Below are 24090 nucleotides of genomic sequence, written 5' to 3'. Positions count from 1 at the left end.
CAGCCGTTCTATACCTCGTACGGCTTCGCCCGCCACGAGGGGATGACCGGCATGTTCGGCGTCATGCGGCACGGAAAGCTGGGCTAGCCGGTCTCGCCGCCGCCATGCCCTCGAGCGAAACCGCTGGTTTCGGCCTTGGCCGATCGCAGCGGTTTTTTGGCATTCCCTCTCCTCCATAACGTTAACAAAAATATAAATTGTATTCGAGATATTGAACATTTTTAAAGAATAGGGTTAAATGAAAGGGTGACTCATTCATGAAGTTGTTAACTAATTAATAACGGTATTTATATGAAGACGAGGTGAAGCGGTTATGACGACAAAAAACAAAGCTTCGATGATCGTGGACAAGGATTTTCGAGTCGGCGAGGTGGACAAGCGCATTTACGGCTCCTTTATCGAGCATCTGGGACGGGCCGTATACGGCGGCATCTATGAGCCGGATCATCCGGGGGCGGATGAGCAGGGCTTCCGCAGCGACGTGCTGGAGCTGGTCAAAGGGCTGGACGTGCCGATCGTCCGTTATCCGGGCGGCAACTTCGTCTCCGGCTACAACTGGGAGGACGGAGTCGGGCCGAAGGAGCTGCGTCCGCGCAAGCTGGATCTCGCCTGGCGCACGGTCGAGCCGAACTGGGTCGGCTTGAACGAATTCATGGACTGGTGCAAAAAAGCCAACACCGAGGCAATGATGGCGGTGAACCTCGGCACGCGCGGTCCCGACGAGGCGCGGAACCTGCTCGAGTACGCCAACCATCCGGCCGGCTCCTATTGGAGCGACCTGCGCGCGAGCCACGGCTATGCCAAGCCGCATGCGATCAAGACCTGGTGCCTCGGCAACGAGATGGACGGCCCGTGGCAGATGGGCAGCAAGACGGCCTACGAATACGGCCGCATCGCCAATGAAGCGGCGAAGGTGATGCGCTGGACGGACCCGACGATCGAGCTCGTCGCCTGCGGCAGCTCGAGCATCCAGATGGCGACCTATCCGGAATGGGAAGCGACCGTGCTGGAGCAGGCCTACGAGAACGTCGACTATCTCTCGCTTCACCAATACTACGGCAACCGGGACGGCGACACCGCCAACTTCCTCGCCCAGTCGGTCGGCATGGACAGCTTCATCCATACGGTCATCTCGGTATGCGACTACATCCAGGCCAAAAAGCGCGGCAAGAAGAAGATCCACCTGTCGTTCGACGAATGGAACGTCTGGTTCCACTCCAACGAGCAGGACAGCAAGCTGGAGCCATGGACGATCGCGCCTCCGCAGCTGGAGGACATCTACAACCATGAAGACGCCCTGCTCGTCGGCTGCATGCTGATCAGCCTGCTGAAGCGCGCGGACCGGGTGAAGATGGCCTGCATGGCGCAGCTCGTCAACGTCATCGCGCCGATCATGACGGAGAATGGCGGCGCGGCGTGGAAGCAGACGATCTATTATCCGTACATGCATGCGAGCGTGTTCGGACGCGGCACCGTGCTCGTGCCGCTGGTGAAGTCGCCGAAGTACGACTCGAAGGACTTCACGGACGTCCCTTACCTCGAATCGGTCGCCGTCTACAACGAGCAGCTCGGCGAGGTGACGGTGTTTGCCGTCAACCGCCATCTGGACGAGGAGCTGCCGTTCGAGATCGACCTGCGCAGCTTCGAGCAGAGCCGGGTCATCGAGCATATCGTGCTGGAAAGCGACGATTTGAAAGCGGTGAATACGGCGAAGGAGCCGAACCGCGTCAAGCCGCATGTCGGCGGCAATGCCGCCCAGACGGACGCAGGCAAAATCGAAGCGACGCTGCCGAAGGCGTCCTGGAACGTCATCCGCGTCAAGATCGGATAAGCAAAAGAAAAGGCAAAGCCCGCCGAGCTGCATGCAGACCGGCGGGTTTTTTGTCTTTCATTCGTCCATCGTCTGCGCCGCCCGCTGCGGCTGGCGATGCGATTTTTTTGCAACTGCGCCGGAGCGGATGCCACTCTTTTGCCGGACTTGCACTTTTTGGGAAAGCTGGGCCGGCGTCGCGAGCTCCGCGCTTCATCCTTCTTCAAAAATGTCTCATTGCCGGAAAATCGAGGACCTCTGCATAATAGGGCCAGCGCTCTCGAGGCGAGCATGCGATCATAGCGAAGAAGGAGGTGGGAGAAACGATGAAGCAGGCCATAGAAAGAGGGAAGCCGCCTCAAGCGGCTGGAGAGGCGGCCTATCGGCCGTCCCTTGCCATCCGGCTGCGGCGGGACAAGTGGCTTTACTTGTTGCTGCTTCCAGGCTTGCTGTATTTTGCCCTCTTCAAATATGTGCCGATGTGGGGCATCCTGCTTGCTTTCAAGAACTACCAGCCGTTCACCGGCTTTTGGAAAAGCGAGTGGGTCGGACTGGAGCATTTCCGCCTGTTCTTCGCCAATCCGGAGTTTTTCCTGCTGTTGCAGAACACGCTCATCCTGTCCTTTCTGAATCTGGTCTTCTTTTTCCCCGCTCCGATCGTGCTGGCGCTGCTGCTGAACGAAGTCCGGCGGGCTCTGTTCAAAAGAGTCGTCCAGACGATGATCTACATCCCGCATTTCATCTCCATGGTCATCGTCGCGAGCCTGACCTACGTCTTCCTGACGACGGAAGGAGGGCCGGTCAATGAGCTGCTGCTCCAGCATACGGGCGAGAAGATCGCCTTTTTGTCCGATCCGGACTGGTTCCGGCCGATCATCCTGCTGCAGACGATATGGAAGGAATGCGGCTGGGGAACGATCATCTTTCTGGCAGCGCTTTCTGCTGTCGATGTCGAGCAGTACGAGGCGGCGACGATCGACGGAGCGAACCGCTGGAAGCAGATCTGGCACATCACGCTGCCTGCGATCCGCAGCACGATCGTCATCCTGCTCATCCTGCGAATGGGCAGCGTGCTCGACAACGGCTTCGAGCAGATCTATCTGATGCTGAATCCGCTCAACCGCTCGGCCGCGGAAGTGTTCGACACCTACGTCTATGCGATGGGCATCACGCAAGGCGCGTTCAGCTACAGCACGGCGGTCGGCCTGTTCAAGTCCGTCGTCGGCATCATCCTCGTGCTGGGGACGAACTGGCTGGCCAAAAAATTCGGCGAGTCCGGCCTTTATTGATTCGAAAGGAGATCGGAAGCCATGTCCAAACGCAACCGCAGCATCGCCGGGACGATCTTCGACGCGGCAAACATCATCTTCCTGACCGCATGCGCCTTGGCGGCCGTGCTGCCCTTCGTGTATGTCGTCGCCGGCTCGTTTGCCTCGGACGCGGAGCTGACGAGCCGAGCGGTCTTCTTCATTCCGGAATCGCTCACGCTCGATGCCTACAAGTTCATCTTCTCGACGGACACGATCATGCAGAGCATCGGCGTATCGGTCTACGTCACCGTCATCGGCACGGCAGTCAATCTGTTCTTCACCGTGACGATGGCCTACGCCCTCGCCCGCAGAGGGTTGTGGGGGAGGAATTTCGTGCTGAACCTCGTCATCTTTTCGATGCTGTTCGGCGGCGGCATGATTCCGACTTACCTCGTCGTTCGGGGGCTGCATCTGCTTGATTCCCTCTGGTCGCTCATGCTGCCTGGCGCGATCAGCGCGTTCAACCTGATCATCGTCAAAAATTTCTTCCAGGAAATCCCGAAAGAGATCGAGGATGCAGGCCGCATCGACGGCTGCACGGAGCTCGGCCTGCTCGGCCGCATCGTCTTGCCCTTGTCGATGCCGGTGCTCGCCACCTTCACGCTGTTTTATGCCGTCGGCCATTGGAACGACTTTTTCGGGGCGCTGCTCTACATCAACGATCCGCAAAAATGGCCGCTGCAGGTCATGCTGCGCCAGATCGTCCTCTTATCTCAGGCTGCTGCCGGAGACATGAACTCGATGGATCCGAGCTTCGTCGCTCCGCCGGACCAGTCGATCAAGATGGCCGTCATCGTCGTCGGTACGATTCCGATCCTATGCGTCTACCCGTTCCTGCAAAAGCACTTCGCCAAAGGCGTCCTGCTCGGTTCCGTCAAAGGCTGAGCCATTCCCGTTCCAGGAGGAGATCACAATGAAAAAATCGACGCTCGCCGGTTCCGCTTCCCGGCTTGTGCTGCTCAGTTCCGTCTTCGCCGCCGCTATGGCAGGCTGCGCGTCCGACAGCAGCGGCAACGAGCCTGCCGCTTCCGCTCCGCCTGCCGCCAGCGGCTCTCCGAACGCATCGCCGACCGCGGACAAGCCGCTGGCGCTGAGCATCATGCTGCCGATTTTCAAGACGAATTTTCCGAAGGACGATAGTCCGGTCGCGGCCGAGCTGGAGAAGCGGACGAACACCGACATCCACTTCCAATGGGTGCCGAACGCCTCGTACGGCGACAAGTTCAACATTACGCTCGCCTCGGGCAACTTGCCGAGCATCCTCTACGTGCCCGATGTGAAAGGCCCGAGCTTCGTCAACGCCGTCAAAGCGGGCGCGTTCTGGGACGTGACCGACAAGCTGAAAAAGTATCCGAATCTGAGCCAATCCGATCCGGTCATCCTCAAAAACGCCTCGATCGACGGCCGCAATTACGGCGTGTACCGAGGCCGCGAGATCGGCCGCAACGGCGTCTACTACCGCCAGGACTGGCTGGAAAGCGTCGGGCTGCAGCAGCCGACGACGATCGATGAGTTCTACGAAATGCTGAAAGCGTTTACTGAAAAAGATCCGGACGGCAACGGCAAGCACGATACGTACGGCCTCGTCATGGTGAAATGGGCGCCGGCGTGGGGGGCGGGCTTCGATCAGATCAAGCTCTGGTTCGGCGCGCCGAACAACTGGGGGACTAAGGACGGCCAGCTGACGCCGGACTTCATGTACGACGAATACTTCGAAGCGCTCAAGTTCATGAAAAAGCTGTACGACGAGAAGCTCGTCAACCAGGACTTTGCCGTCATGGACTCCGCGAAGTGGACCGATCCGATCGTCAATGGCCAGGCCGGCGTGATCATCGACGTCGTGGACGGGGCTGCCCGCGCCGACCTGCGGATTCATGACGCGCTCGCCGCAGCCGGCAAGGAGGACAAACGAGAGCATTACATGGATGTGTTCGGCGCGGTCAAAAGCCCCGACGGCTCGATCCGCACGCTGCCGACGGCCGGGTTCTCAGGCTTGCTGGCGATACCGAAGTCGAGCGTAAAAACGGAGGAGGAGGTCGACAAGGTGCTGGCCTTCCTGGATGCGCTGAACGAGCCGGAAAACCTGACGCTCGTCGGATCCGGTCTCGAAGGCGTGCATTATACAAAATTGGAGGACAATACGATCCAGCCGTCCGACGACAGCGCGCTGCTGGAGTCCGAGGTCGAGGGACTCAACCAGATGGCGCCGTTCACGCCTGCGACCAACCTCGGACTGGACGTAAAGCAGACGCCGCTGCGCAAGAAACAGTCCGAGGTGATGGCGAAAAATCGGGAGACGATCGTAGCCGACCCGTCCGCTCCGTTCATCTCCGCCGTATACTCCCAGAAGGGCCAGCAGCTCGGCAACATCATCAATGACGCGCGCATCAAGTTCATCGTCGGCCAGATCGACGAGAAGGGCTGGAAAGAGGCCATCGAGCTGTGGAAAAAATCCGGCGGCGACGACTATGTGAAAGAGATCAACGATCTCTACGCTGCTGCAAATTAAAGCGAAAGCGACACCGGGCCGTCTGCATCGAGAACACGATGTAGACGGCTTTTTAACGGAAAAAGTCGGTTTTCAAACTGGTTCATCCAGGCCGTTCCGGTTATGCTGGATGCATCTTCTGGCCGGGCGTTTTTGAATCCGCTTACAAAAAAGTAGGGGGCGAAAGAGTGCAGGGGAGAACGATTGCCGCTCGTCTAACGCGAGGCGCAGGCAGCTATTATCGGAAAAGCCTGATTCTGCTTCTCGTCGTCGCAAGCATACCCGGCATCATCACGAGCGTATTGGTGTATGCGATGGCGGGAGGGAATCTCGAGAAGGAGCTGCTCCAGCAGCATGTCGGCCAGATCGAGCAGCGGGCGCGCACGATGGACGCGCAGCTTGCGAATCTGGAAATGATGCTGTCGCACTGGGCATTCGACACCCGATTCGACTATTCGCTGCAGGATCATGACTTCGTCCGCGACTTCATCCGGACCCGCGACTTGACGAGCACGCTGCTCGTCATGCAAGGCTCGAACGCCATGATCGGCAACGTCAGCCTCTACTTGCAGGGCGAGCAGCCGATCTTGTTCGATCCGGAGTATTCCTCGCTGCAGGATGAACGTGTGATCGGTCTTTACGACAGCTTGCTGGCAAACAGGAACAAGACGACGTACTGGACGCAGCTCGCCTTTGATCCGGCCAAGCCTCAGCAGCGGGAGCTGGCCTTCGTCCATCCAATTCCCGGAAGCAGCCTGAAGCCGTTCGGCGCGCTCGTCGCCCGGCTGGACCGCGAGCAGGTGGCGGAAGCGCTGCTGGCGCTCGCTCCCTATGATGACGGCGACAACTTCCTGGTCGGCGCGGACGGCGGCCTGTTCGTCTCCGCTCACGGCCATGCCGCGGACTCGCCGTTCATTGCGGCGCTGAGGGCTCGGATCTCGACGGATGACGGAGGGACAGGCTCTTTTCTTTTGGATTGGGACGGCAGGACGTACGCGGTTACATCCGGACAGTTTGGACGCATCATGGACCCGTGGATGTATGTATCCGCCTCGCCGATCACGACGATCACCGCTCCGGTCGTATTCGTCTCCAGAATCATCCTCGGCGTCAGCGTCAGCGCGCTGCTGCTCGGACTGCTGCTCGCCTGGCTCGCTTCCGGCCGGATCTATTCGCCGATCAAGCGGCTGATGGGCAGCCTCATTCCGCATGGCGGACAAGGAGAGGCGAGGGAGGACGAGTTCACGCTGATCGAAAGGCATTGGCGCGACCTGAGCCGCGAAAGCCGCGAGCTGAACGCCAGGCTGACCGAGCAATTGCCCTACGTCAAGGAGAGCTTCCTGCATCAGCTGCTGCAAGGCTATCTTTACGCCTACTCGGAAGAGGATCTGCTCTCGCGCCTGGAACGGTACAAATGGGACGTCCGCAACAGGCAGTTCATCGTGCTGTACGTGCAGCTGAGCGGCATCGCCAGCTTGGAGGGCAAGTTCAAGCAAGGGGACGAAGGGCTGGTGACATTCGCCTCGGTCAACATCATCGACGAGACGGCCGCGCGGTACTTCGAGCAGTACAACGCGATCAACTTCCATGATCTCGGCTCGGGGCTGCTGCTGATCCTGCCCGAGGGGGGATCGTTCGCAGCGAAGATCCGATCGTTCTGCGAAGAATTGATGCAGTCCGTCAACCGCCTGCTCCATCTGAACGTGACGGTCGCGATCAGCCGCTCCATGATGCGGGCGAGCGACGTTCCGCGCGCCTTCGAAGCGGTGAAGCAAGCGGCCAGCTTCCGCAACTTCGACGATGCGAACCAGGTCATCGACATGGAGCAGTCGGACTGGGAGGGCTCGCCGGCGCCGACCTATCCGTTCGCGCTGGAGCGCGAGCTGCTGCAGGCGCTGCGCGCCGGGCAGGCGGCGGACGCCAAGACGCTGCTGGGCGAGTTCCAGCAATCGCTTTCGGTGGCGGGAGCGAAGGCGATCGACGTCCACCAAGGCATGCTGCAGCTGCTCGGCTCGGTCCAGCACGCGATTCTCGCTTCCGGCATCCAGCCGAGTCGGTTGTACAAGGGAGCCAATCTGTACGAGCAGCTGTCGCAGATCAAGGAGCCCGAGCATGCCTGCGAATGGTTTTCGGCCAAAGTGTTCGAGCCGTACCTCCGAGAGATGGAAACCCGATCGAATGGCCAGACGAGACGCCTGATCGAGCAAGCGGTGCTTTTCCTGCAGCGGAATTACATGCGCGACATTTCGCTCGATCATTGCGCCGACCATATCGGCACCAATCCATTTTTCCTCAGCAAATCGTTCAAGCAGGTGACCGGCGTGAATTTCATCGATTACTTGACCGGGCTGCGGGTCGACAAGGCGAAGGAGCTGCTGCGCGAGTCCGAGCTGAAAATCCAGGACATCGCCGAGCAGGTCGGCTATCAGCACAGCTATTTCAACCGCATCTTCAAAAAGCTGGAGGGCATGACGCCAACGCGCTACCGCATGTTGAGCCGGCCGGAGTGACGCGTCACCTGGCAGGCAAGGCGAAGCCGATCGGCGAGGCCGGCCGGCAAAAAAGTGCTAGCCCGGGCTGGACGGTGCAAGGAGCCTGCGCGCCTCCTGCAAGATTGTCCGATTGCCGGGAAAACAGGCGCCGATATAATGAAACCGTCTGCAAACTATCTCGGCAGGAGATGAGGCTATGAGCGGTACGACGAAGGCATGTTTACGCTGGCTGAAGGAAGCGCCTGTTTTGCCCGCAGGAGTCGCATGGGGAATGCCGTGGAAGGAAGGGGAGCTGAGGCGCGGCGAGGAGCTGGCGCTGGAGTCGGGGGACGGCAGCGCTCCGCCAGCGCTGCAAAGCTGGCCGGCCGCCTACTGGCCGGACGGCAGCGTCAAATGGACGGCGCATGCGGCGGCCTTTCCCGCCGATGCGGCGGCCGAATATTCCGTTCGGCGCGGATCGGCGCGAACGATGGCCGCTGCTCCGGCGCTGAGCGTGACGGAGACGGAGGAGCATGTCGATGTCGATACGGGCGTCATTTCGTTCCGGGTTCCGAAGACAGGAAGCGCAATCATCGACGGCATCTTCCGGAATGGCGTGCCGATCGGCGGGAGGGCTGAGCTGATCGCCATGCGGGAAACGAGGAGCGAGCTGTCCGGAAGCAGGACGTATCGGCAAGAACGCTTTCGGTCGCGGATCGCCAGGGTGGAGCTGGAGCAGCAAGGGCCGGCGCGGGCCGTCCTGAAGCTGTCCGGTCGGCATCGGGCCGACGACGGGCCGGCCGGGCCGGCCAGCACGGGCGAGTGGCTGCCGTTCTCGCTGCGGCTGTACGCCTACGCGGGGCTCGAGACGATCCGGATCGTGCACACGTTCTTTTACGACGGCAATCCGAGCCAGGACTTCGTCAAAGGGCTCGGAATTCGCTTCTCCGTGCCGATGCGTGGACCTCACTACAACCGCCATGTCCGCTTCGCCGGAGACAGCGGATTCTGGAGCGAAGCCGCCAAGACGCTGCATACGCGCCGTACGAAAGGCCCTTATTTGGAGCTGTTCGAGCGGCAGCTGAGAGGGGAATGGCTGCTCGAGGAGCAAGTGAACGACGGTTATTTTCTCGGGCTGCTCGAGGAATCCGCCTCCTGGGACAGCTTCAAGCTGACGCAGCACTCGGCCGACAGCTATCGGATGCTCAAGCGCACCAAGCCGGGCTGCAGCTGGATCAAGGCGGCGGAAGGACGCCGCGCTCGCGGCGTCGTCTACGCAGGCAGCCGAGGCGGCGGCCTCGCGGCAACGATGCGCGACTTCTGGCGCAAGCATCCTTCCGCCCTCGAAGTCGAGGGGATGCTCGGCGCGGAGGCGGCGCTGACCGCCTGGTTCTGGTCACCGGACGCCCCTGCCATGGACATGCGCCATTACGACACTGAGACGCATGTCGAGTCTTCCTACGAAGGCGCCGAGGAAATGCGGGCGACGCCGTACGGCGTCGCCAATACGAACGAGCTGACGCTGTGGGGCTGCGCGTCCACGCCGACGCCCGAGCGGCTCGAGCGGCTGGCGGAACACAACGAGTCGCCGCCGCAGCTGGCATGCGAGCCGGAGCATTTCCACCGTCAAGGCGCCTTCGGCATCTGGAGCCTGCCCGACCGCGGTACGGAGGCCAAAGCGCATCTGGAGCGGCAGCTGGACGGCATCATCGCGTTTTATCAGCGGGAAATCGAGCAGCGGCGCTGGTACGGCTTCTGGGACTACGGCGACTTCATGCACAGCTACGATCCCGCCCGCCATGTATGGAACTACGACCTCGGCGGCTGCGCCTGGCAGAATACGGAGCTCGTGCCGAACATGTGGCTATGGCTCATGTTCCTGCGTTCGGGCCGGGAGGACATCTTCCGCCTGGCGGAGGCGATGACGCGCCATACGAGCGAGGTGGACGTCTATCACTTTGGCGAATACGCCGGACTCGGATCGCGCCACAATGTCGTCCATTGGGGCTGTGGCTGCAAGGAGGCTCGCATCAGCATGGCCGGCCTGCATCGCTATTATTATTATCTGACCGCCGACGAGCGGATCGGCGACATGATGGAGGAAGTGAAGGATGCCGATTACACCACCGTCTCGCTCGACCCGATGAGAGCGTATTTTCCGAAAGACGAGCATCCGACGCATGCCCGCGTCGGGCCGGACTGGGCGGCGTTCAGCTCGAACTGGATGACCCGCTGGGAGCGCTTCGAGGACGCGGCTTATCGAGACAAGCTGCTGACGGGCATCGCATGCATCAAGCAGGCGAGCTTCGGCCTCATCTCCGGCCCGACGTACGGCTACGACCCGCAGACGGGCCGGCTGACGCCGCTGGGAGACGACAATTGGGGGCGCCATCTGGCGGTGTGCATGGGCGGACCGCAAGTGTGGATGGAGCTGGCCGGCATGCTGAAGGACCCGCAGTGGAACGAGATGATGGCCGACTTCGGCTTGTTCTATCATCTGCCGCAGGAGGAGAAGGATGACATCACCGGCGGGAAGATCAGCGCGAGCAGCTTCGGGCATCCCGTTCTGACGCTTGCCCTCGTCGCTTACGGAGCTTCGTACAGGCAAGAGGAGCGGACGGCCCGGCTGGCCTGGTCGTTCCTGATGGAGCATCCGTTTGCGACCGTCGATCTGGTCAACGACGCGCAGACTGTCTCTTATGTCCACGAGCTGCGAGAGATCGACTGGATGAATACGAACGAGGCTTCGCAGTGGTCGCTCAATGCGATCATTTGCCTGGAGCTGCTCGGCGATGCGCTGCCCGAGCGGCCGGCGATTCCGGGCAGCGGCGCGATTATGTTAAAGGAGAGTGGCCGATGAAACGCAGCAGACAGGAAGGAGCGGCGCGCTTGGCCGAGCTAGACATCAGCCCGGCAGGCCCGAGATGCAAGATGCTGCTCGGGGACCTGGACGCCGACGGCCGGATGGAGCTCGTGCTCGTGCAGCCCGACAACCGGCAGGATGTCCGTCATATTCCGCATCAAGTGCAATGCGTGACGGCCTTCGACCTGGACGGGAACCGGCTTTGGCAAGCCGGCAAACCGGATCCTCGAGCGGGAAGCCAGGGCTCCGACTATCCGGCCCAGGTGTACGATTGGGACGGCGACGGGCGGCTGGAGGTGCTCTGCGTCATGAACGATCGCATTGTCGTGCTGGACGGCGCGACGGGAGCGCAGAAAGCGTCTCATGAGCTGCCGTCTCCCCATGCGCATGACTGCCTGATCATCGCCAATCTGAGCGGAGGCCCGCGCGCTTCGGACCTCATCCTGAAAGACCGCTACCATAAGCTGTGGGCGATGGACAACCGATTCAACCTGCTTTGGACGTACGAGGGCAATCCGGGCCATTTTCCATGGGCTGGCGATCTGGATGGAGACGGCTTCGACGAAATCATGGCGGGATACGATCTGCTCGATCATACAGGCCGGAGGAGATGGAGCTGCAGCGGCCTCGAGGATCATGCCGACTGCATCTGGTTCGGCGATGTCGACGGAGACGGAATTCCGGAGGTTGTCGTCGGAGGCAGCGTGACGGTCATGTACAGCCGCGACGGACAGGAGCTGTGGCGGCATGCGGACTCGATCGAGTCCCAGCATATCGCGCTCGGCAAGTTCCGCCCGGAGCTTCCCGGGCTGCAGATCGCGGGACTGGACCGGCTCGTCCGGGAAGACGACGGCAAGGGGCTGAGAGGAAAGGATGCGCTGTTCCTGCTCGATTCGAGCGGCGCTCAGCTGTGGAAGGAGGACCGTCGGACCGACGGCTGGCTGACGATCGCGGAAACGCTGCAGCATTGGGAGCCGGATTCGCGGCAGGACTACATCCTCGCCTATCGGCGCGGTGGAGGCGTATGGCCGTCCCTCTACGACGGCCATATGAACGTAGTGGCGGAATTTCCGGCGGAAGGGTATGCCGTGCATGGCGATCTCGCCGGCACAGGTACGGAGCAGGTCATCGTTTACAACGATGAGAGAGCGGCGATCTTCGGCAGCGCCGCGATCGATCTGACGGCCAGGCGCCCGGGGCATGCGCTGCCCCAGCCCAAGCGCCTGTACCGCTCGACGCTTTATCCGGGCGGCGAGTGGCCAGGCTGAGCTTGGCATGCTTCAGCCGACTTGTCGAGGCCCGACAAAAACAACCAGGCACGGCTGCCGGAGCAGCCGTGCCTGGTTGCTTTTCGTTCGCGAGGGAATAGGGCCGCTTATCGACGGCTGCCCTGCAGCAGCTCCCAGCGATAGACGTATTCGAACAGGAATTCGAACGACTCGAGATGGCGCTTCGCCTCAAAGGCGTCCTTGCCCCAGGCGTAGATGCCGTGCTTGCGCAGCAGCACGCCCGGCAGGCGAGGCTGGAGCGCGTCGGTAATTTCCGGCACGATGCGCGGGATGTCGGCGTAGTTCGGTACGATCGGAATCTCGATCTGCGCTTCTTCCTCCCAAATGCCGAGCCCCTTGATGAGCTCGACGCCGGCGACCGGCACCGAGCGCCGCTCCCAGAACCACTCGGAGACGACGTTGCTGAAGACGGAATGGATATGGAAGATGGCGCCGGCTCCGGTTAGACGGTAGATCTCGCAGTGGATCAGCGTCTCGGCGGACGGCTTCAGCGCCGTCGGCTCGCTCGGCTTGCCGTTCTGGTCGACGAGCAGGAAGTCCTCCGCGGTGCGCTTCGACTTGTCCTTGCCGCTCGCCGTGACGGCGAACTGGAAGCTCCCCGGGTTGAAGTCTCCGACGCGCACCGACAGATTGCCGCTCGTGCCGGCGAACCAGCCGCGCGAGGCGAACAGCTCCTTGACCTCGGCCAGCTCGGCGTAGGCGCGCTGCTTGTCCTCCAGCTTCGCGAGATGCTCTTGAAAATCGCTCATGATTGACGCGTCCTTTCTTGATGGGCTGGCCGGCGCTCCTGCAGGTCGCGCACGACGTCATGGAACGTCGCGAACTCCTCATGCGGCAGGCCGAGCTCGCGGCACTTGGCCGTCAGCTGGGCGCGCGAGAAGACGTGATCGGCGAGCTTCGCGCCCTCGAAGTCGGTGACGCTGTCGCCGATCAGGATGCGCTCGTAGCGCTCCGCCGGAAACCGGCGCATGACCGCCGTCTTGCACATGCCGCAGCTGCCGTTCGGACAGCCGTCGTCGCATGGATGCGGCCAGACGATCTCGATGCGCTCGCCCGAGAAGTCGGCCCCGTTGCAATAGATATGGTCATGCGGGATGCCGAACGGCTCCAGCAGCGGGTAGACGAAGAAATCGATGCCGCCGCTCGTGACGTAGAAGTCGATGTCCTGCTCCCGGCAATAGGCGAGCAGCTCGCGGAAGCCGTCTCGGATGACGGCATTGGCGATCGAATAGCGGACGACCTCGTCCTTCAGCGAGGCCGGCAGGAGGCGGAACAGCGAGCCGACGCCCTCCTGGACGGAGATGCGCTGGTCGACCGTGTCCTGCACGAGCTGCTGCCAGCCGTCCGGATCGAACTGCTTGATGATCGCGACGATATTGTCGTTCTCGGTGATCGTGCCGTCGAAGTCGCAGAACAGCACTTGTTTTTTCGATTCCATGCTCATCGCTCTAAGCCTTCTTTCTCGGTTGCGGTTGCGAAATTCGCGGGGCGGATGCCGCGAAGCCTCAGGCCTCGCGCACTCCCCAGGCGTCGACGGCGGCGCGCAGCGCCTCGCGTCCCGGCTCCTGCGCCGCCTGCTGCAGCGGAATGCCCGCCATCGCGGCGTCGATCGCCTGGCGGAACGCTTGTCCGCCGGCGGCGGCGCCGCCCGGATGGCCGTGCACGCCGCCGCCGGCATTGACGACCGACTCGATGCCGAAGTCGCGCAGCAGCAGCGGCACGAGGCCGGGGTGGATGCCGGCGGACGGCACGGGGAAGCTCGTCCGCATCGGACGGGACGGGTCGAGCAGCGCCGCGGTGATCGCGAGATTCTCTTCCTTCGGCATGACGACCGAGCCATACGGAGAAGGGAAGAGCACGAGATCGGCGCCGGCGAGCCGCATCAGCTTGCCGAGCAGCAGCGGGGCGTCGATGCCGTAATGCGGCGACGGATAAAACGCGCCGGCCATCGCCGGATGGGCGGCGATCGGCACGTTCACCGACGGATCGGCCGCGAGCTCATGCAGCGCGTCGTAGCCGTAGGCGAGCGCGTTGAACAGCAGCGCGTTGGCTCCCTCGGCGATCGCGCGGCGGGCCTGGTCATGCAGCCGCGACGTCGGGCCGGTCAGGTTGACGGCGTAGAGCAGCTTCTGGCCGGTCTGCTGCGACGCCCGCCGGGCAGCCTCCATGCAGACGGCGACGCGGCGGTCGATGCCGATCTCGTCGTTCTCGAACAGGATCTCGTCGTCCTTGATCAGATCGACGCCGCCGAGAGCCTGCTGGTAGAACTGCTCCTCGAGCCCGCGCAGATCGTGGCCGATGACGGACTTGAAGATGCTCATCAGCAGCGGGCGGCCGTGGACGCCGAGCTGCTCGCGCACGCCGGCGATGCCGAATTTTGGACCGGCGAAGGCGCTCTGGAAGCCGTCGGACACGTCGAGATCGAGCAGCTTGACCCGTCCGTCCATCGACAGCTTGCCGAAGACGGTGACGAGCAGGGCAGGGATGTCGCGGCTGAAGTTGAGGTCGGGATAGGCGATGCGGATGTCGGCATGCCGGCTGCCCGGCGTGCCGTCTCCCGCATGCTCCTCGACGGAGACGACGCGGCCGAGATGCTTTTCCATCTCGGCCTTGCGCAGCTCCGGCAGATCGGTCCAGCTGCCGACCGTCAGGCCGACGGCGATGGACTGGGCTTTCTTGGCGAAGTCGGCCTTGTCGTCATGGACGCGGTACGTCGCGACGCACATGCCGGCTCGGTTCGTCGATTCAGTCACCGAGTACGCTCCTTTCCAGATCGCGTCCGATTTCGGAGGCGCGCTGCGACGATTTTTTCATCCCTTGGCGGAAATGCAGGCCGACTCCGTGCTCCTCCATGAGCGCGATCGCTGCCTGGGTCGTGCCGCCCGGGCTCGTCACCTGGCGGCGCAGCTCGGCCGGCTGCTCGCCGGTGATCCGCATCATCTCGGCGGCGCCGAGCATCGTCTGCACGGTCAGCTCGCGCGCGAGGCCGCTGTCCAGCCCCAGCTCGACGCCGGCCTGGATCATCGACTCCATGATGTAGTACAGATACGCCGGGCCGCTGCCGGATACGCCGGTCACCGCTTCGAGCAGCGGCTCCTCGACCGTGACCGTCATGCCGACGGAGCGGAACAGCTGCTCGCCGATGCGGCGCTGCTCGTCGCTGACCTCGCCGGAGAAGCTGAGGCCGGTCGCGCCGAGGCCGATCGAGCTGGACGTATTGGGCATCGTGCGCACGACCGCGAGCGGCTGGCCGAGCAGAGCCTGGATCGTGCGGATCGACAGCCCGGCGATCATCGAGACGATCAGCTGCCCCGGCCGCAGCGTGGCGGCGACGGAGCGGAGCGCCTCCTCGGCGTCCTTCGGCTTCATGCTCAAAATCACGACATCGGCCTCGGCCAGCAGGCGGTCCTTGTCCTCCGGCGTCTCGGCGGTCGTCACGCCGTACAGGGCGCGCAGGTCGGCGAGCCGCTGGCCGCCGCTGCGGTTGAACATGCCGATCTGCTCGGGCGGGCACAGCTTGCGGCCGGTCATGCCGCGGGCGACGGCTTCGGCCATCGAGCCGGCGCCGTAGAAGCAGAAGCGCAGCTGCTGCAGCTGCGTATCGGGAGCGGCCGGCGAAGCGCCGGCCGCGGATTGCGTCGTCATATCGGTTCAGTTGCCTCCTTGAATGGGGGAATCAGCCTCGTACCTGGCCGGTTCCGCGGATGCGGTACTTGGTGGATGTCAGCGCCGGCAGCCCCATCGGACCGCGCACATGGAGCTTTTGCGTGCTGATGCCGATTTCTGCGCCATAGCCGAATTCGAACCCGTCCGTGAAGCGGGTCGAGGCGTTGTGGTAGACGGCCGCCGCATCGACGCGGTCGAGGAACTCGCCCGCGGCCGCGGCGCTCTCGGTTACGATGCACTCCGAGTGGCGCGTGCCGAAGCGCTCGATATGCTCCAGCGCCTCCTCGAGGCTGTCGACGATCCGGATGTTGAGCACGTAGTCGTTGTACTCCGTGGCGTAGTCCGCGTCCGTTGCCGGACGCGCCGCGCCGCTGCCGAGCAGGGCAAGCGCGTCCGGCGAGCCCTTCAGCTCGACGCCGGCTTCCTTCATCGCCTCGGCGATGCGGGCGAGCCCGCGCTCGGCGAAGCGGCGATGCAGCAGCAGCGTCTCCATCGAATTGCATACCGACGGCCGCTGGGCTTTGGCGTTGACCGCGATGGACACCGCCATGTCCGCGTCCGCATCCTCATGCACATAAGTATGGCAGATTCCGGCGCCGGTCTCAATGACGGGCACGGTCGCGTTTTCGACGACATTGCGGATGAGCGCCGCTCCGCCGCGCGGGATGATGACGTCGAGCAGCCCGCTCAGCTTGAGCATCGCGTCGGCGGAGGCGCGGCTCGGATCCTCGATCAGCTGCAGCGCTTCGGGCGGGATGGCCGAGCCGGCGAGCGCGGAGCGCAGAATCTCCGCCGTCTTGAGGTTCGTCTGCAGCGCGGCGCTGCCGCCGCGCAGGACGACGGCGTTGCCGGTCTTGAGCGAGAGCGCCGCCGCGTCGACGGTCACGTTCGGGCGCGCCTCGTAGATCATGCCGATGACGCCGAGCGGCACCGTCACCTGCTCGATCGAAAGGCCGTTCGGCCGCTCGATCGCCTGCACGGTCCGTCCGACCGGGTCGGGCAGGCCGATCACCTGGCGCACGCCCTCGGCGATCGCCTCGATCCGCTCCGGCGTCAGCTTCAGCCGGTCAAGCAGGGAGGGGGCGGTGCCGTTCTCCTCGCCTGTTTTCAGATCGATCGCATTGGCGGCGATCAGCTCGGCGGAGCGCTCCAGCAGCGCGTCCGCCATGCGCGCGAGCGCCTCGTCCTTCTGCGCCGTCGTCAGCACGGCGAGCCGCGATGCGGCCTTGCGCGCGGCGGCCGCCTTGCGGCGGGCTTCCTCCTGAGCGGCGGACAAGCTGGCTTGCATGCTCATGTCGTTTCCTCCTTGTCGGGCCGGAGCCCGTTTTGAATGTTTTTCGAATGTGGACGCTGCCGTCAGGCGAGCGTGATCCATTCGTCGCGGTGGATGACCTCGATGCGGGCGATGTCGATGCGCCGGCGCACCTCGTCCGAGCCGAGACCGGCCGCCGCCCGCAGCTGCCAGCAGTCGTAGTTGACGATGCCGCGGCCGATCAGGCGGCCATCCGCATCCGTCACCTCGACGACGTCGCCGGGATGGAAGTCGCCGCTCATGGCGGTGACGCCTGCGGGCAGCAGGCTCTTGCCGCCGCTGACGAGGGCGCGCTCCGCGCCGGCATCGACGGCGATGCGGCCGCTCGGCATCGAGTGGAAGCCGAGCCACTGCTTCTTGACCGGCAGATGATGCTCCCGCGATTCGAAATAGGTGCCTTTGCCGCTGCCGGATGCGGCGAGCAGCAGCTCGCCCGGCTCCAGCACGCGGCCGATGAACGCCGGCACGCCGCCGCGCATCGCGATGCGCGCGGCCTCGATCTTGGAGCGCATGCCGCCGGTGCCGACGCTTGAGCCGGCTCCGCCGGCAAGTCCCATCAGCTCGCCGGTGATCGTCTCGACGCGCTCGATCTTGCGCGCCGACGGATCGTGCCGGGGATCGGCCGTATAGAGGCCGTCCGTGTCGGTGACGATGATCAGCTGCCGCGCGCCGACCAGATTGGCGACGAGCGCGGACAGCATGTCGTTGTCGCCGAACTTCAGCTCGTCGGTGGACACCGTGTCGTTCTCGTTGATGATCGGAACGACGCCCTGCCGCAGCAGCTCGTCGATCGTCATCATCGCGTTGCGCCCGCGGCCGCGGGCCGTGAAGTCCGGCCGCGTCAGCAGCAGCTGCGCGCAGCGGACGCCCTCGGCCGCGAGCGCCTCCTGGTAGGCCTGCATGAGCAGCGCCTGGCCGACGGCGGCCGCGGCCTGCTTTTCATGCAGCAGCTTCGGCCGCGCGGCGTAGCCGATCGCCCGGAATCCTGCGGCGACGGCGCCGGAGGTGACGAGCAGCACCTCGCGGCCCTGCCGGTGGAGGGCGGCCAGCTCTCCGGCGTAAAAGGCCAGCTTCTCTTTGTTCAATCCGCCTTCGGGACTCGTCAGCGAGCTGCTCCCGATCTTGACGACGCGTCTGTCAGCGCTCATCGTGCTGCTCCTCTCTTGCTCGGCAAAAATGGCGTGGACGCGGCGGAAACAAAAAAAACTTTCGTCCTCTAAAGGACGAAAGCTGCTGCTTCCGCGGTACCACCTTAAACTTGGACGGCAAAGCCGTCCCGCTCGGTGCCCTTGTAACAGAGGGCGCTGTCCGGCTCCTCGCCGGGCGCTCCGGGACGGGTGCAGAAGGCTGGCGCCGCAGTCTCTCCCAGCCGATGGAGACCGCTCTCTGAGGCGCAGCGGGATTCTGTCGTTTCCCTTCACAGCGTCTAACGTGTTGAATTGAACCCAGCATACCATGACGCCCGGGCACTGTAAAGCCGTAAAGGACCGCGAGCGGGGAGGCGGCGCGCGGCGCCAACCTGCCCGGCACTCGGCCGCCCGCAGCCGTGCCGGCGAGACAGGTGGGCGGGCCGGAAGCGGCCTTAGCCGAACAGGCCGAGCCTGCCGATGCGGGCGGCCGCCTCGCGCAGCCGATCCTCGTCCGTCAGCAGGCCGAGCCGCACGTAGCCTTCGCCGTGCCGGCCGAAGCCGACGCCGGGCGCGACGACGACGTCGGCCTGCTCGAGCGCGATGTCGGCGAACTGCTCCGACGTCATGCCCTTCGGCACCGGCAGCCAGCAGAAGAACGAGCCGCCGGGCCGCTCCGCCTGCCAGCCGATGCGCTCCAGCTCGCCGAACAGCGCCTCGCGCCGCGACTCGTACTTGGCGCCGAGCTCGCGCACCGACTGCTGGGAGCCGGTCAGCGCCGCCGCCGCCGCTTCCTGGATGCCGCCGAACAGGCTGCAGTAATAGTGGTCCTGGATCAGGTTGATGAGCTCGACGATGCGCGCGTTGCCGAGCGCGAAGCCGACGCGCCAGCCGGCCATGTTGTACGTCTTGGACAGCGTGTAGAACTCGACGCCGACCTCCTTGGCGCCGGGCGTCTCGAGGAAGCTGATCGGCCGCCGGCCGTCGAAGCCGAGCGCGCCGTAGGCAAAGTCGCTGGCGGCGACGATGCCGTTCGCCGCGGCGAACTCGACCGTCTCGCGGTAGAACTCCGGCGTCGCGACCGCTCCGGTCGGGTTGTTCGGATAGTTGAAGAACATCAGCTTGGCGTCCCGGCGGTCGTCCGCGCCGATGCGGCTGTAGTCCGGCAGGAAGCCGTTCTCCTCGCGCAGCGGCATGAACGACATGCGCGCGCCCGACAGCGCGACGCCGGACCAGTAGTCCGGGTAGCCCGGATCGGGCACGAGGCACAGGTCGCCGGGATCGAGCAGGCACTGGCTGATCTCGATCAGGCCCGTCTTGCCGCCGAACAGGATCGCGACCTCGGTCTCGGGATCGAGCTCGACGCCGTAATCCTCCTTGTACCGCAGCGCGACCGCTTCCTTCAGGAACGGAAAGCCGCGGAACGGCGGGTAGCGGTGGTAGCGCGGATCGGCGGACGCCTGCTGCATCTTCTCCACGATATGGGCGGGCGTCGGCGTATCCGGGTTGCCCTGGCCGAGATTGATTACATCCCGGCCGAGCGCGGCGCGGGCGTTCGCCTTGCCGACCAGCTTGGCGAAAAACTGCTCGGGCAGCCCTTGCAAGCGGCGGGCGGGCACGATGCCGGGCGCCGCCGCGCCGAAGCGGCTTTTGCTCATCTTGTCATCACTCCATCATCATCCTTGGCCGGACCGCTGCGGCTCGCGCGCTCGCTTCCGGCTTGCTGCACCCATGGTAGCAGAGGAGGGACGGACTGTCGAGCGGAGCGGTCAGGGCTCGAAGCCGATCCGCTCGAAGAACGGCCGCAGATCGGGGCGGGCGGTCAGCAGGTACGGCTTCTTGCGCTCGTCGAACACGAGCAGCTCCGGCTCGCGCTCGGGGCAATAGAACAGGAACACGTCCTCGGCGGTCAGGCGCAGGCTGCCGACCTTCACCGAGGCGGGCTTCCGCAGCGGGATGCGGAACACATAGCCGCAGTCATCGTCCGGGGACAGATTGGGCGACAGCCCTTCGGCCGCGTCCAGCCAGGCGCGGGCGATCTGCTGGTACGCGTCCTCATTCGGAAACGACTGCACGACCTTGCCGGCGCGGACGTCGAACACCTGGACGGGACGGTCGGGCTTGCTCGGCGCCGGAGCCGCAGCCGCGGCAGCCTGCGGCAGCAGGCTCGCGAGCAGCAGGAGGACAAGCGCAGCGGCGGCCAGCCGCATGCGCGCGGCGCGCGATCGAGAGGGAAGGAATCGCATGGGCAAAGCATCTCCTTTCGTGCTGCCTCGGGCAGCCGGAACTTCGCTATTAAGCTGTCCATCTTGACAGCGCCCTATGAGGCGGCAAGAATAGTAGCATCTAGACAAGCATTCCAAGGCGGATGCGCGGAAAGGGGTTGGAGGCATGAGCGGAACCGGAGGCAAGCTGCGCGTGTCGGCGCTGCAGCTTCATATAGACGCAGGAGAGCCGGAGCTGAACTTCGGCCGGGTGCAGGCCAGGCTGCAGGAGGCGGCCGCGGCGGCGGACAAGCCCGACGTGATCGTGCTGCCGGAGATGTGGAATACCGGCTACGCGCTCGACCGCATCGGCGAGCTGGCCGACGAGGAAGGGGCGCGGACGCGCGGCATGCTCTCGGCGTTCAGCCGGGGGGCGGGCGTGCATGTCGTAGGCGGCTCGATCGCGGAAAAGAGGGCGCAGGAGGTGTACAACGCCGCCTACGCCTATAATCGGGAGGGAGAGCTGGCCGGACAGTACGAGAAGATCCATCTGTTCCGGCTGATGGACGAGGAGAAGCATCTGGCGGCCGGCTCGCGCCTCGGCCTGTTCCCGCTCGAAGGAGCGGACGCGGCGATGATGATCTGCTACGACATCCGCTTTCCGGAGCTCGCCCGCTCGCTCGCGCTGGCCGGGGCCAAGGCTCTGTTCGTGCCGGCGGAATGGCCGAAGCCGCGCCTGCATCACTGGCGCTCGCTGCTGATCGCGCGCGCGATCGAGAACCAGATGTACGTCATCGCCTGCAACCGCACGGGCATGAGCGGATCGACGGAATTTTTCGGCCACTCGATGATCATCGACCCGTGGGGCGAAGTGATCGCCGAGGCGGGCGAGGAGGAGACGATCCTCAGCGCCGACATCGATCTGTCGCTGGTCGACGAGGTGCGCTCGCGCATTCCCGTCTTCGAGGACCGCAGGCCGCAGCTGTACCGGCTGTAGGGCGCGGCCGCAGCGGCCGGGCTCTAGTCCTGCCCGCCGTAGTGGCGGCTTACGGAAGCCTTCATCGTCTCGATGAAGGCTTCCGCCGCTTTGGACAGGTAGCGGCCCTTGCGGCTGGCGATGACGAGCGTGCGCGACGGCTTGCCGGCGAGCGGAATGAACGACGGCGTGAACTCCGTATGGCGTCCCTGCGCGATCATCTGCGGGATGAAGGCGACGCCCATGCCGGCGGCGACGAGCGACTGCACCGTCTCGATGTTGCTGCTCTCGAACACGATGCGCGGCTGGAAGCCGGCGCCCGCGCACAGGTCGAGGGCGATCTGGCGGAAGCCCTGGCCTTTCTTGAGCACGATGAACGGCTCCTCGCGCAGCGTCTCCAGCTCGATCGGCTCGGTCCGGCCGGCGAGCGGATGGCTCGGCGGCACGGCGAGCGTGATCTCCTCGCGGATGAGCGGCTCGTAGACGAGCGTCGAGTCGATGAGCGGCAGCGTCAGCAGGCTGATGTCGGTCTGCCCGCTGGCGGCGAGCTGCTCGAGCTTGGCCGTCGTATCCTCGACGAGCACGAGCTCGATGTCGGGGAAGCGCTGGCCGAATTCCGGCAGCACGATCGGCAGGATGTGGGAGCCGGTGATCGGCAGGCTGCCGATGACTAGGCGGCCTCTTTTCATTTGGGCCATGTCCTCCATCTCGGTCTTGAGCTGCTCGATGCGGTCGAGGATGTCCTGGGCCTTGTCCACGAACACCTCCCCCGCATGGGTGAGCTCGACGGAGTTGGTCGTGCGGCGGACGAGCAGCACGCCGATCTCCTTCTCCAGCTTGGACAGCTGCTGGCTGAGCGACGGCTGGGCGATATGGAGCTTCTCGGCGGCGCGCGAGAAGTTCAGCTCCTTGGCGATCTGGATGACGTAATGCAGCTGGCGTAGTTCCATCGTTCGACTCCTTCGGCGCCCAGGCGCGGCCGGGCGATTTATAACAGACTCCTATAATGATTATAGATATTATATCTTGGAACAATCAACTGCCGGCGTGTATGCTGGAGGCAGATCAACAAACGGCACCGATACTCATACGGGGTGATAACTTATGAAAAAGCGCACGATGTTCGAAAAAATCTGGGACAATCACGTCATCCACGCGGAAGAGGGCAAGCCGAGCATCCTCTACATCGACCTGCATCTCGTCCACGAGGTCACGTCGCCGCAGGCGTTCGAGGGACTGCGCCTCTCCGGCCGCCCGGTCCGCCGCCCGGACCGCACGTTCGCGACGATGGACCACAACGTTCCGACCAAGGACCGCTTCAACATCAAGGACCCGATCTCCAAGCAGCAGGTCGACACGCTCACGCAGAACTGCGCCGACTTCGGCGTCAAGCTGTTCGACCTCAACAACATCGACCAGGGCGTCGTGCACGTCATGGGGCCTGAGATCGGCCTCACCTGGCCGGGCAAGACGATCGTCTGCGGCGACAGCCACACGAGCACGCACGGCGCGTTCGGCGCGCTGGCGTTCGGCATCGGCACGAGCGAGGTGGAGCATGTGCTCGCCACCCAGTGCCTGCAGCAGTCCAAGCCGCGGACGATGGCGATCCGCTTCAAGGGCAGCCGCAAGCCCGGCGTCACCGCCAAGGACATGATCCTCGGCCTGATCGCCAAGTACGGCACCGACTTCGCCACCGGCTACGTGCTGGAGTACACGGGCGAGTCGATCGCGTCGCTCACGATGGAGGAGCGCATGACCGTCTGCAACATGAGCATCGAGGGCGGCGCGCGCGCCGGCCTGATCGCTCCGGACGAGACGACGTTCGAGTACCTGCGCGGCCGCGAGTACGCGCCGCAGGGAGCCGACTTCGACGCCGCGATCGAGGCATGGCGCCAGCTGACGACCGATGAGGGTGCCGAGTACGACACCGTGCTGGAGTTCGACGTCGACAGCCTGATTCCGCAAGTAACCTGGGGCACGAGCCCCGGCATGGGCACCGACATTACGGCTGCCGTGCCGAACCCGTCCGACCTGCCGACGGAGAACGAGCGCAAGGCGGCCGAGAAGGCGCTGGAATACATGGATCTGAAGCCGGGCACGCCGATGGCCGAGATTCCGATCGACTACGTGTTCATCGGCTCCTGCACGAACGGCCGCATCGAGGACCTGCGCGCCGCCGCCGAGATCGCCCGCGGCTATAAGGTGAGTGACCGCGTCACCGCGATCGTCGTGCCGGGCTCCGGACGCGTCAAGATGCAGGCCGAGAAGGAAGGGCTCGACAAGGTGTTCGTCGAGGCTGGCTTCGAATGGCGCGAGGCGGGCTGCTCCATGTGCCTCGCGATGAACCCCGACGTGCTGCAGCCGGGCCAGCGCTGCGCCTCTACGTCCAACCGCAACTTCGAGGGACGTCAGGGCCGCGGCGGCCGCACGCATCTCGTCTCCCCGGCGATGGCCGCGGCGGCTGCGATCGAGGGCCGCTTCACGGACGTGCGCGACTGGAAGATCAAGCAAGCGGTAGCGAACTAATAAATACCAGCGGCTCAGGCCGTTTCATACAGAGGGGAGTTTCACCGA

At 64.1% G+C, this 24090-nt stretch carries 18 protein-coding genes; 9 read left to right on the top strand and 9 right to left on the bottom strand.

The features are described from left to right. Window positions 1-313 precede the first annotated feature (313 nt). The 7 genes from arfA to H582_RS0118445 all read left to right on the top strand — a co-directional run bounded on the left by arfA (window position 314) and on the right by H582_RS0118445 (window position 12210). The gene (arfA, locus tag H582_RS0118475; protein WP_028599712.1) at window positions 314-1831 is read left to right on the top strand and encodes an arabinosylfuranosidase ArfA; all 1518 of its coding nucleotides are present in this window, start codon (window positions 314-316) and stop codon (window positions 1829-1831) included. 305 nt (window positions 1832-2136) lie between these two features. Beyond that, window positions 2137-3099, top strand: a complete 963-nt coding sequence (locus H582_RS0118470; RefSeq protein ID WP_028599711.1) for an ABC transporter permease — start codon at window positions 2137-2139, stop codon at window positions 3097-3099. A 21-nt stretch (window positions 3100-3120) separates the two neighbouring features. Beyond that, window positions 3121-4005 carry a carbohydrate ABC transporter permease gene (locus tag H582_RS0118465; protein WP_028599710.1) on the top strand — a complete coding sequence of 295 codons (885 nt, stop codon included), beginning with the start codon at window positions 3121-3123 and terminating at the stop codon, window positions 4003-4005. 28 nt (window positions 4006-4033) lie between these two features. After that, entirely contained in the window at window positions 4034-5629 is a 1596-nt protein-coding gene (locus H582_RS0118460; protein WP_028599709.1) for an extracellular solute-binding protein, read from the top strand. A gap of 167 nt (window positions 5630-5796) precedes the next feature. Further along, the gene (locus H582_RS0118455) at window positions 5797-8118 is read left to right on the top strand and encodes an AraC family transcriptional regulator (protein ID WP_052333419.1); all 2322 of its coding nucleotides are present in this window, start codon (window positions 5797-5799) and stop codon (window positions 8116-8118) included. Between the two features lie 178 nt (window positions 8119-8296). Next, on the top strand, window positions 8297-10939 hold the full coding sequence (locus H582_RS0118450) for an exo-rhamnogalacturonan lyase family protein (RefSeq protein ID WP_052333418.1): 2643 nt from the start codon (window positions 8297-8299) through the stop codon (window positions 10937-10939). After that, window positions 10936-12210, top strand: coding sequence for a rhamnogalacturonan lyase family protein (locus H582_RS0118445; protein WP_028599706.1), 1275 nt, complete (start codon window positions 10936-10938; stop codon window positions 12208-12210). Before H582_RS0118450 ends, H582_RS0118445 begins: the two co-directional genes overlap by 4 nt. 107 nt (window positions 12211-12317) lie before the next feature. Here the strand turns inward: H582_RS0118445 and mtnB are convergent, their stop codons facing one another. The 8 genes from mtnB to H582_RS0118405 all read right to left on the bottom strand — a co-directional run bounded on the left by mtnB (window position 12318) and on the right by H582_RS0118405 (window position 20582). Beyond that, window positions 12318-12980, bottom strand: a complete 663-nt coding sequence (mtnB, locus tag H582_RS0118440; RefSeq protein WP_028599705.1) for a methylthioribulose 1-phosphate dehydratase — start codon at window positions 12978-12980, stop codon at window positions 12318-12320. Further along, a complete protein-coding gene (locus tag H582_RS0118435; protein WP_028599704.1) occupies window positions 12977-13675 on the bottom strand; it encodes a 2-hydroxy-3-keto-5-methylthiopentenyl-1-phosphate phosphatase in 699 nt (232 codons plus the stop codon). The genes mtnB and H582_RS0118435 overlap by 4 nt, the downstream gene beginning before the upstream one ends. Window positions 13676-13736: 61 nt before the next feature. After that, a complete protein-coding gene (locus H582_RS0118430) occupies window positions 13737-14957 on the bottom strand; it encodes a 2,3-diketo-5-methylthiopentyl-1-phosphate enolase (RefSeq protein ID WP_043111604.1) in 1221 nt (406 codons plus the stop codon). Window positions 14958-14976: 19 nt separating this feature from the next. Next, entirely contained in the window at window positions 14977-15876 is a 900-nt protein-coding gene (gene proC, locus H582_RS0118425) for a pyrroline-5-carboxylate reductase (protein WP_028599702.1), read from the bottom strand. Between the two features lie 31 nt (window positions 15877-15907). Continuing rightward, window positions 15908-17191 carry a glutamate-5-semialdehyde dehydrogenase gene (locus H582_RS0118420; RefSeq protein WP_052333417.1) on the bottom strand — a complete coding sequence of 428 codons (1284 nt, stop codon included), beginning with the start codon at window positions 17189-17191 and terminating at the stop codon, window positions 15908-15910. 62 nt (window positions 17192-17253) lie between these two features. Next, window positions 17254-18357, bottom strand: a complete 1104-nt coding sequence (proB, locus tag H582_RS0118415) for a glutamate 5-kinase (protein WP_028599700.1) — start codon at window positions 18355-18357, stop codon at window positions 17254-17256. Between the two features lie 434 nt (window positions 18358-18791). Next, the gene (locus H582_RS0118410; RefSeq protein ID WP_043111587.1) at window positions 18792-19994 is read right to left on the bottom strand and encodes a pyridoxal phosphate-dependent aminotransferase; all 1203 of its coding nucleotides are present in this window, start codon (window positions 19992-19994) and stop codon (window positions 18792-18794) included. A gap of 111 nt (window positions 19995-20105) precedes the next feature. Next, a complete protein-coding gene (locus H582_RS0118405) occupies window positions 20106-20582 on the bottom strand; it encodes a hypothetical protein (protein WP_028599698.1) in 477 nt (158 codons plus the stop codon). Window positions 20583-20727: 145 nt separating this feature from the next. On the opposite strand from H582_RS0118405, the gene H582_RS0118400 reads away from it, so the two are divergent. Next, entirely contained in the window at window positions 20728-21537 is an 810-nt protein-coding gene (locus tag H582_RS0118400) for a carbon-nitrogen family hydrolase (protein ID WP_028599697.1), read from the top strand. Between the two features lie 23 nt (window positions 21538-21560). On the opposite strand, the gene H582_RS0118395 is transcribed toward H582_RS0118400, so the two are convergent. Next, entirely contained in the window at window positions 21561-22466 is a 906-nt protein-coding gene (locus tag H582_RS0118395; protein WP_028599696.1) for a LysR family transcriptional regulator, read from the bottom strand. Window positions 22467-22620: 154 nt separating this feature from the next. Between H582_RS0118395 and leuC the strand changes: the two genes are divergently transcribed. After that, complete coding sequence (gene leuC, locus H582_RS0118390; protein ID WP_028599695.1) at window positions 22621-24042, top strand: 3-isopropylmalate dehydratase large subunit; 1422 nt, start codon at window positions 22621-22623, stop codon at window positions 24040-24042. Window positions 24043-24090 lie beyond the last annotated feature (48 nt).

The organism is Paenibacillus pasadenensis DSM 19293 (genome assembly GCF_000422485.1).
GTDB lineage: Bacteria > Bacillota > Bacilli > Paenibacillales > Paenibacillaceae > Paenibacillus_O > Paenibacillus_O pasadenensis.
Note: the sequence above shows the minus strand (reverse complement) of the source record. Positions and strands in the feature narration are given on the sequence as shown.

What these genes read in the sequence shown, in the direction of transcription:
- H582_RS0118445 (WP_028599706.1), top strand. Translation starts at nt 10,936, where the DNA reads ATGAAACGCAGCAGACAGGAAGGAGCGGCGCGCTTGGCCGAGCTAGAC.
- H582_RS0118420 (WP_052333417.1), bottom strand. Translation starts at nt 17,191, where the DNA reads ATGAGCATGCAAGCCAGCTTGTCCGCCGCTCAGGAGGAAGCCCGCCGC.
- proC (WP_028599702.1), bottom strand. Translation starts at nt 15,876, where the DNA reads ATGACGACGCAATCCGCGGCCGGCGCTTCGCCGGCCGCTCCCGATACG.
- H582_RS0118400 (WP_028599697.1), top strand. Translation starts at nt 20,728, where the DNA reads ATGAGCGGAACCGGAGGCAAGCTGCGCGTGTCGGCGCTGCAGCTTCAT.
- mtnB (WP_028599705.1), bottom strand. Translation starts at nt 12,980, where the DNA reads ATGAGCGATTTTCAAGAGCATCTCGCGAAGCTGGAGGACAAGCAGCGC.
- arfA (WP_028599712.1), top strand. Translation starts at nt 314, where the DNA reads ATGACGACAAAAAACAAAGCTTCGATGATCGTGGACAAGGATTTTCGA.
- H582_RS0118405 (WP_028599698.1), bottom strand. Translation starts at nt 20,582, where the DNA reads ATGCGATTCCTTCCCTCTCGATCGCGCGCCGCGCGCATGCGGCTGGCC.
- H582_RS0118435 (WP_028599704.1), bottom strand. Translation starts at nt 13,675, where the DNA reads ATGAGCATGGAATCGAAAAAACAAGTGCTGTTCTGCGACTTCGACGGC.
- H582_RS0118460 (WP_028599709.1), top strand. Translation starts at nt 4,034, where the DNA reads ATGAAAAAATCGACGCTCGCCGGTTCCGCTTCCCGGCTTGTGCTGCTC.
- leuC (WP_028599695.1), top strand. Translation starts at nt 22,621, where the DNA reads ATGAAAAAGCGCACGATGTTCGAAAAAATCTGGGACAATCACGTCATC.
- H582_RS0118430 (WP_043111604.1), bottom strand. Translation starts at nt 14,957, where the DNA reads ATGTGCGTCGCGACGTACCGCGTCCATGACGACAAGGCCGACTTCGCC.
- H582_RS0118450 (WP_052333418.1), top strand. Translation starts at nt 8,297, where the DNA reads ATGAGCGGTACGACGAAGGCATGTTTACGCTGGCTGAAGGAAGCGCCT.
- H582_RS0118395 (WP_028599696.1), bottom strand. Translation starts at nt 22,466, where the DNA reads ATGGAACTACGCCAGCTGCATTACGTCATCCAGATCGCCAAGGAGCTG.
- H582_RS0118470 (WP_028599711.1), top strand. Translation starts at nt 2,137, where the DNA reads ATGAAGCAGGCCATAGAAAGAGGGAAGCCGCCTCAAGCGGCTGGAGAG.
- proB (WP_028599700.1), bottom strand. Translation starts at nt 18,357, where the DNA reads ATGAGCGCTGACAGACGCGTCGTCAAGATCGGGAGCAGCTCGCTGACG.
- H582_RS0118465 (WP_028599710.1), top strand. Translation starts at nt 3,121, where the DNA reads ATGTCCAAACGCAACCGCAGCATCGCCGGGACGATCTTCGACGCGGCA.
- H582_RS0118410 (WP_043111587.1), bottom strand. Translation starts at nt 19,994, where the DNA reads ATGAGCAAAAGCCGCTTCGGCGCGGCGGCGCCCGGCATCGTGCCCGCC.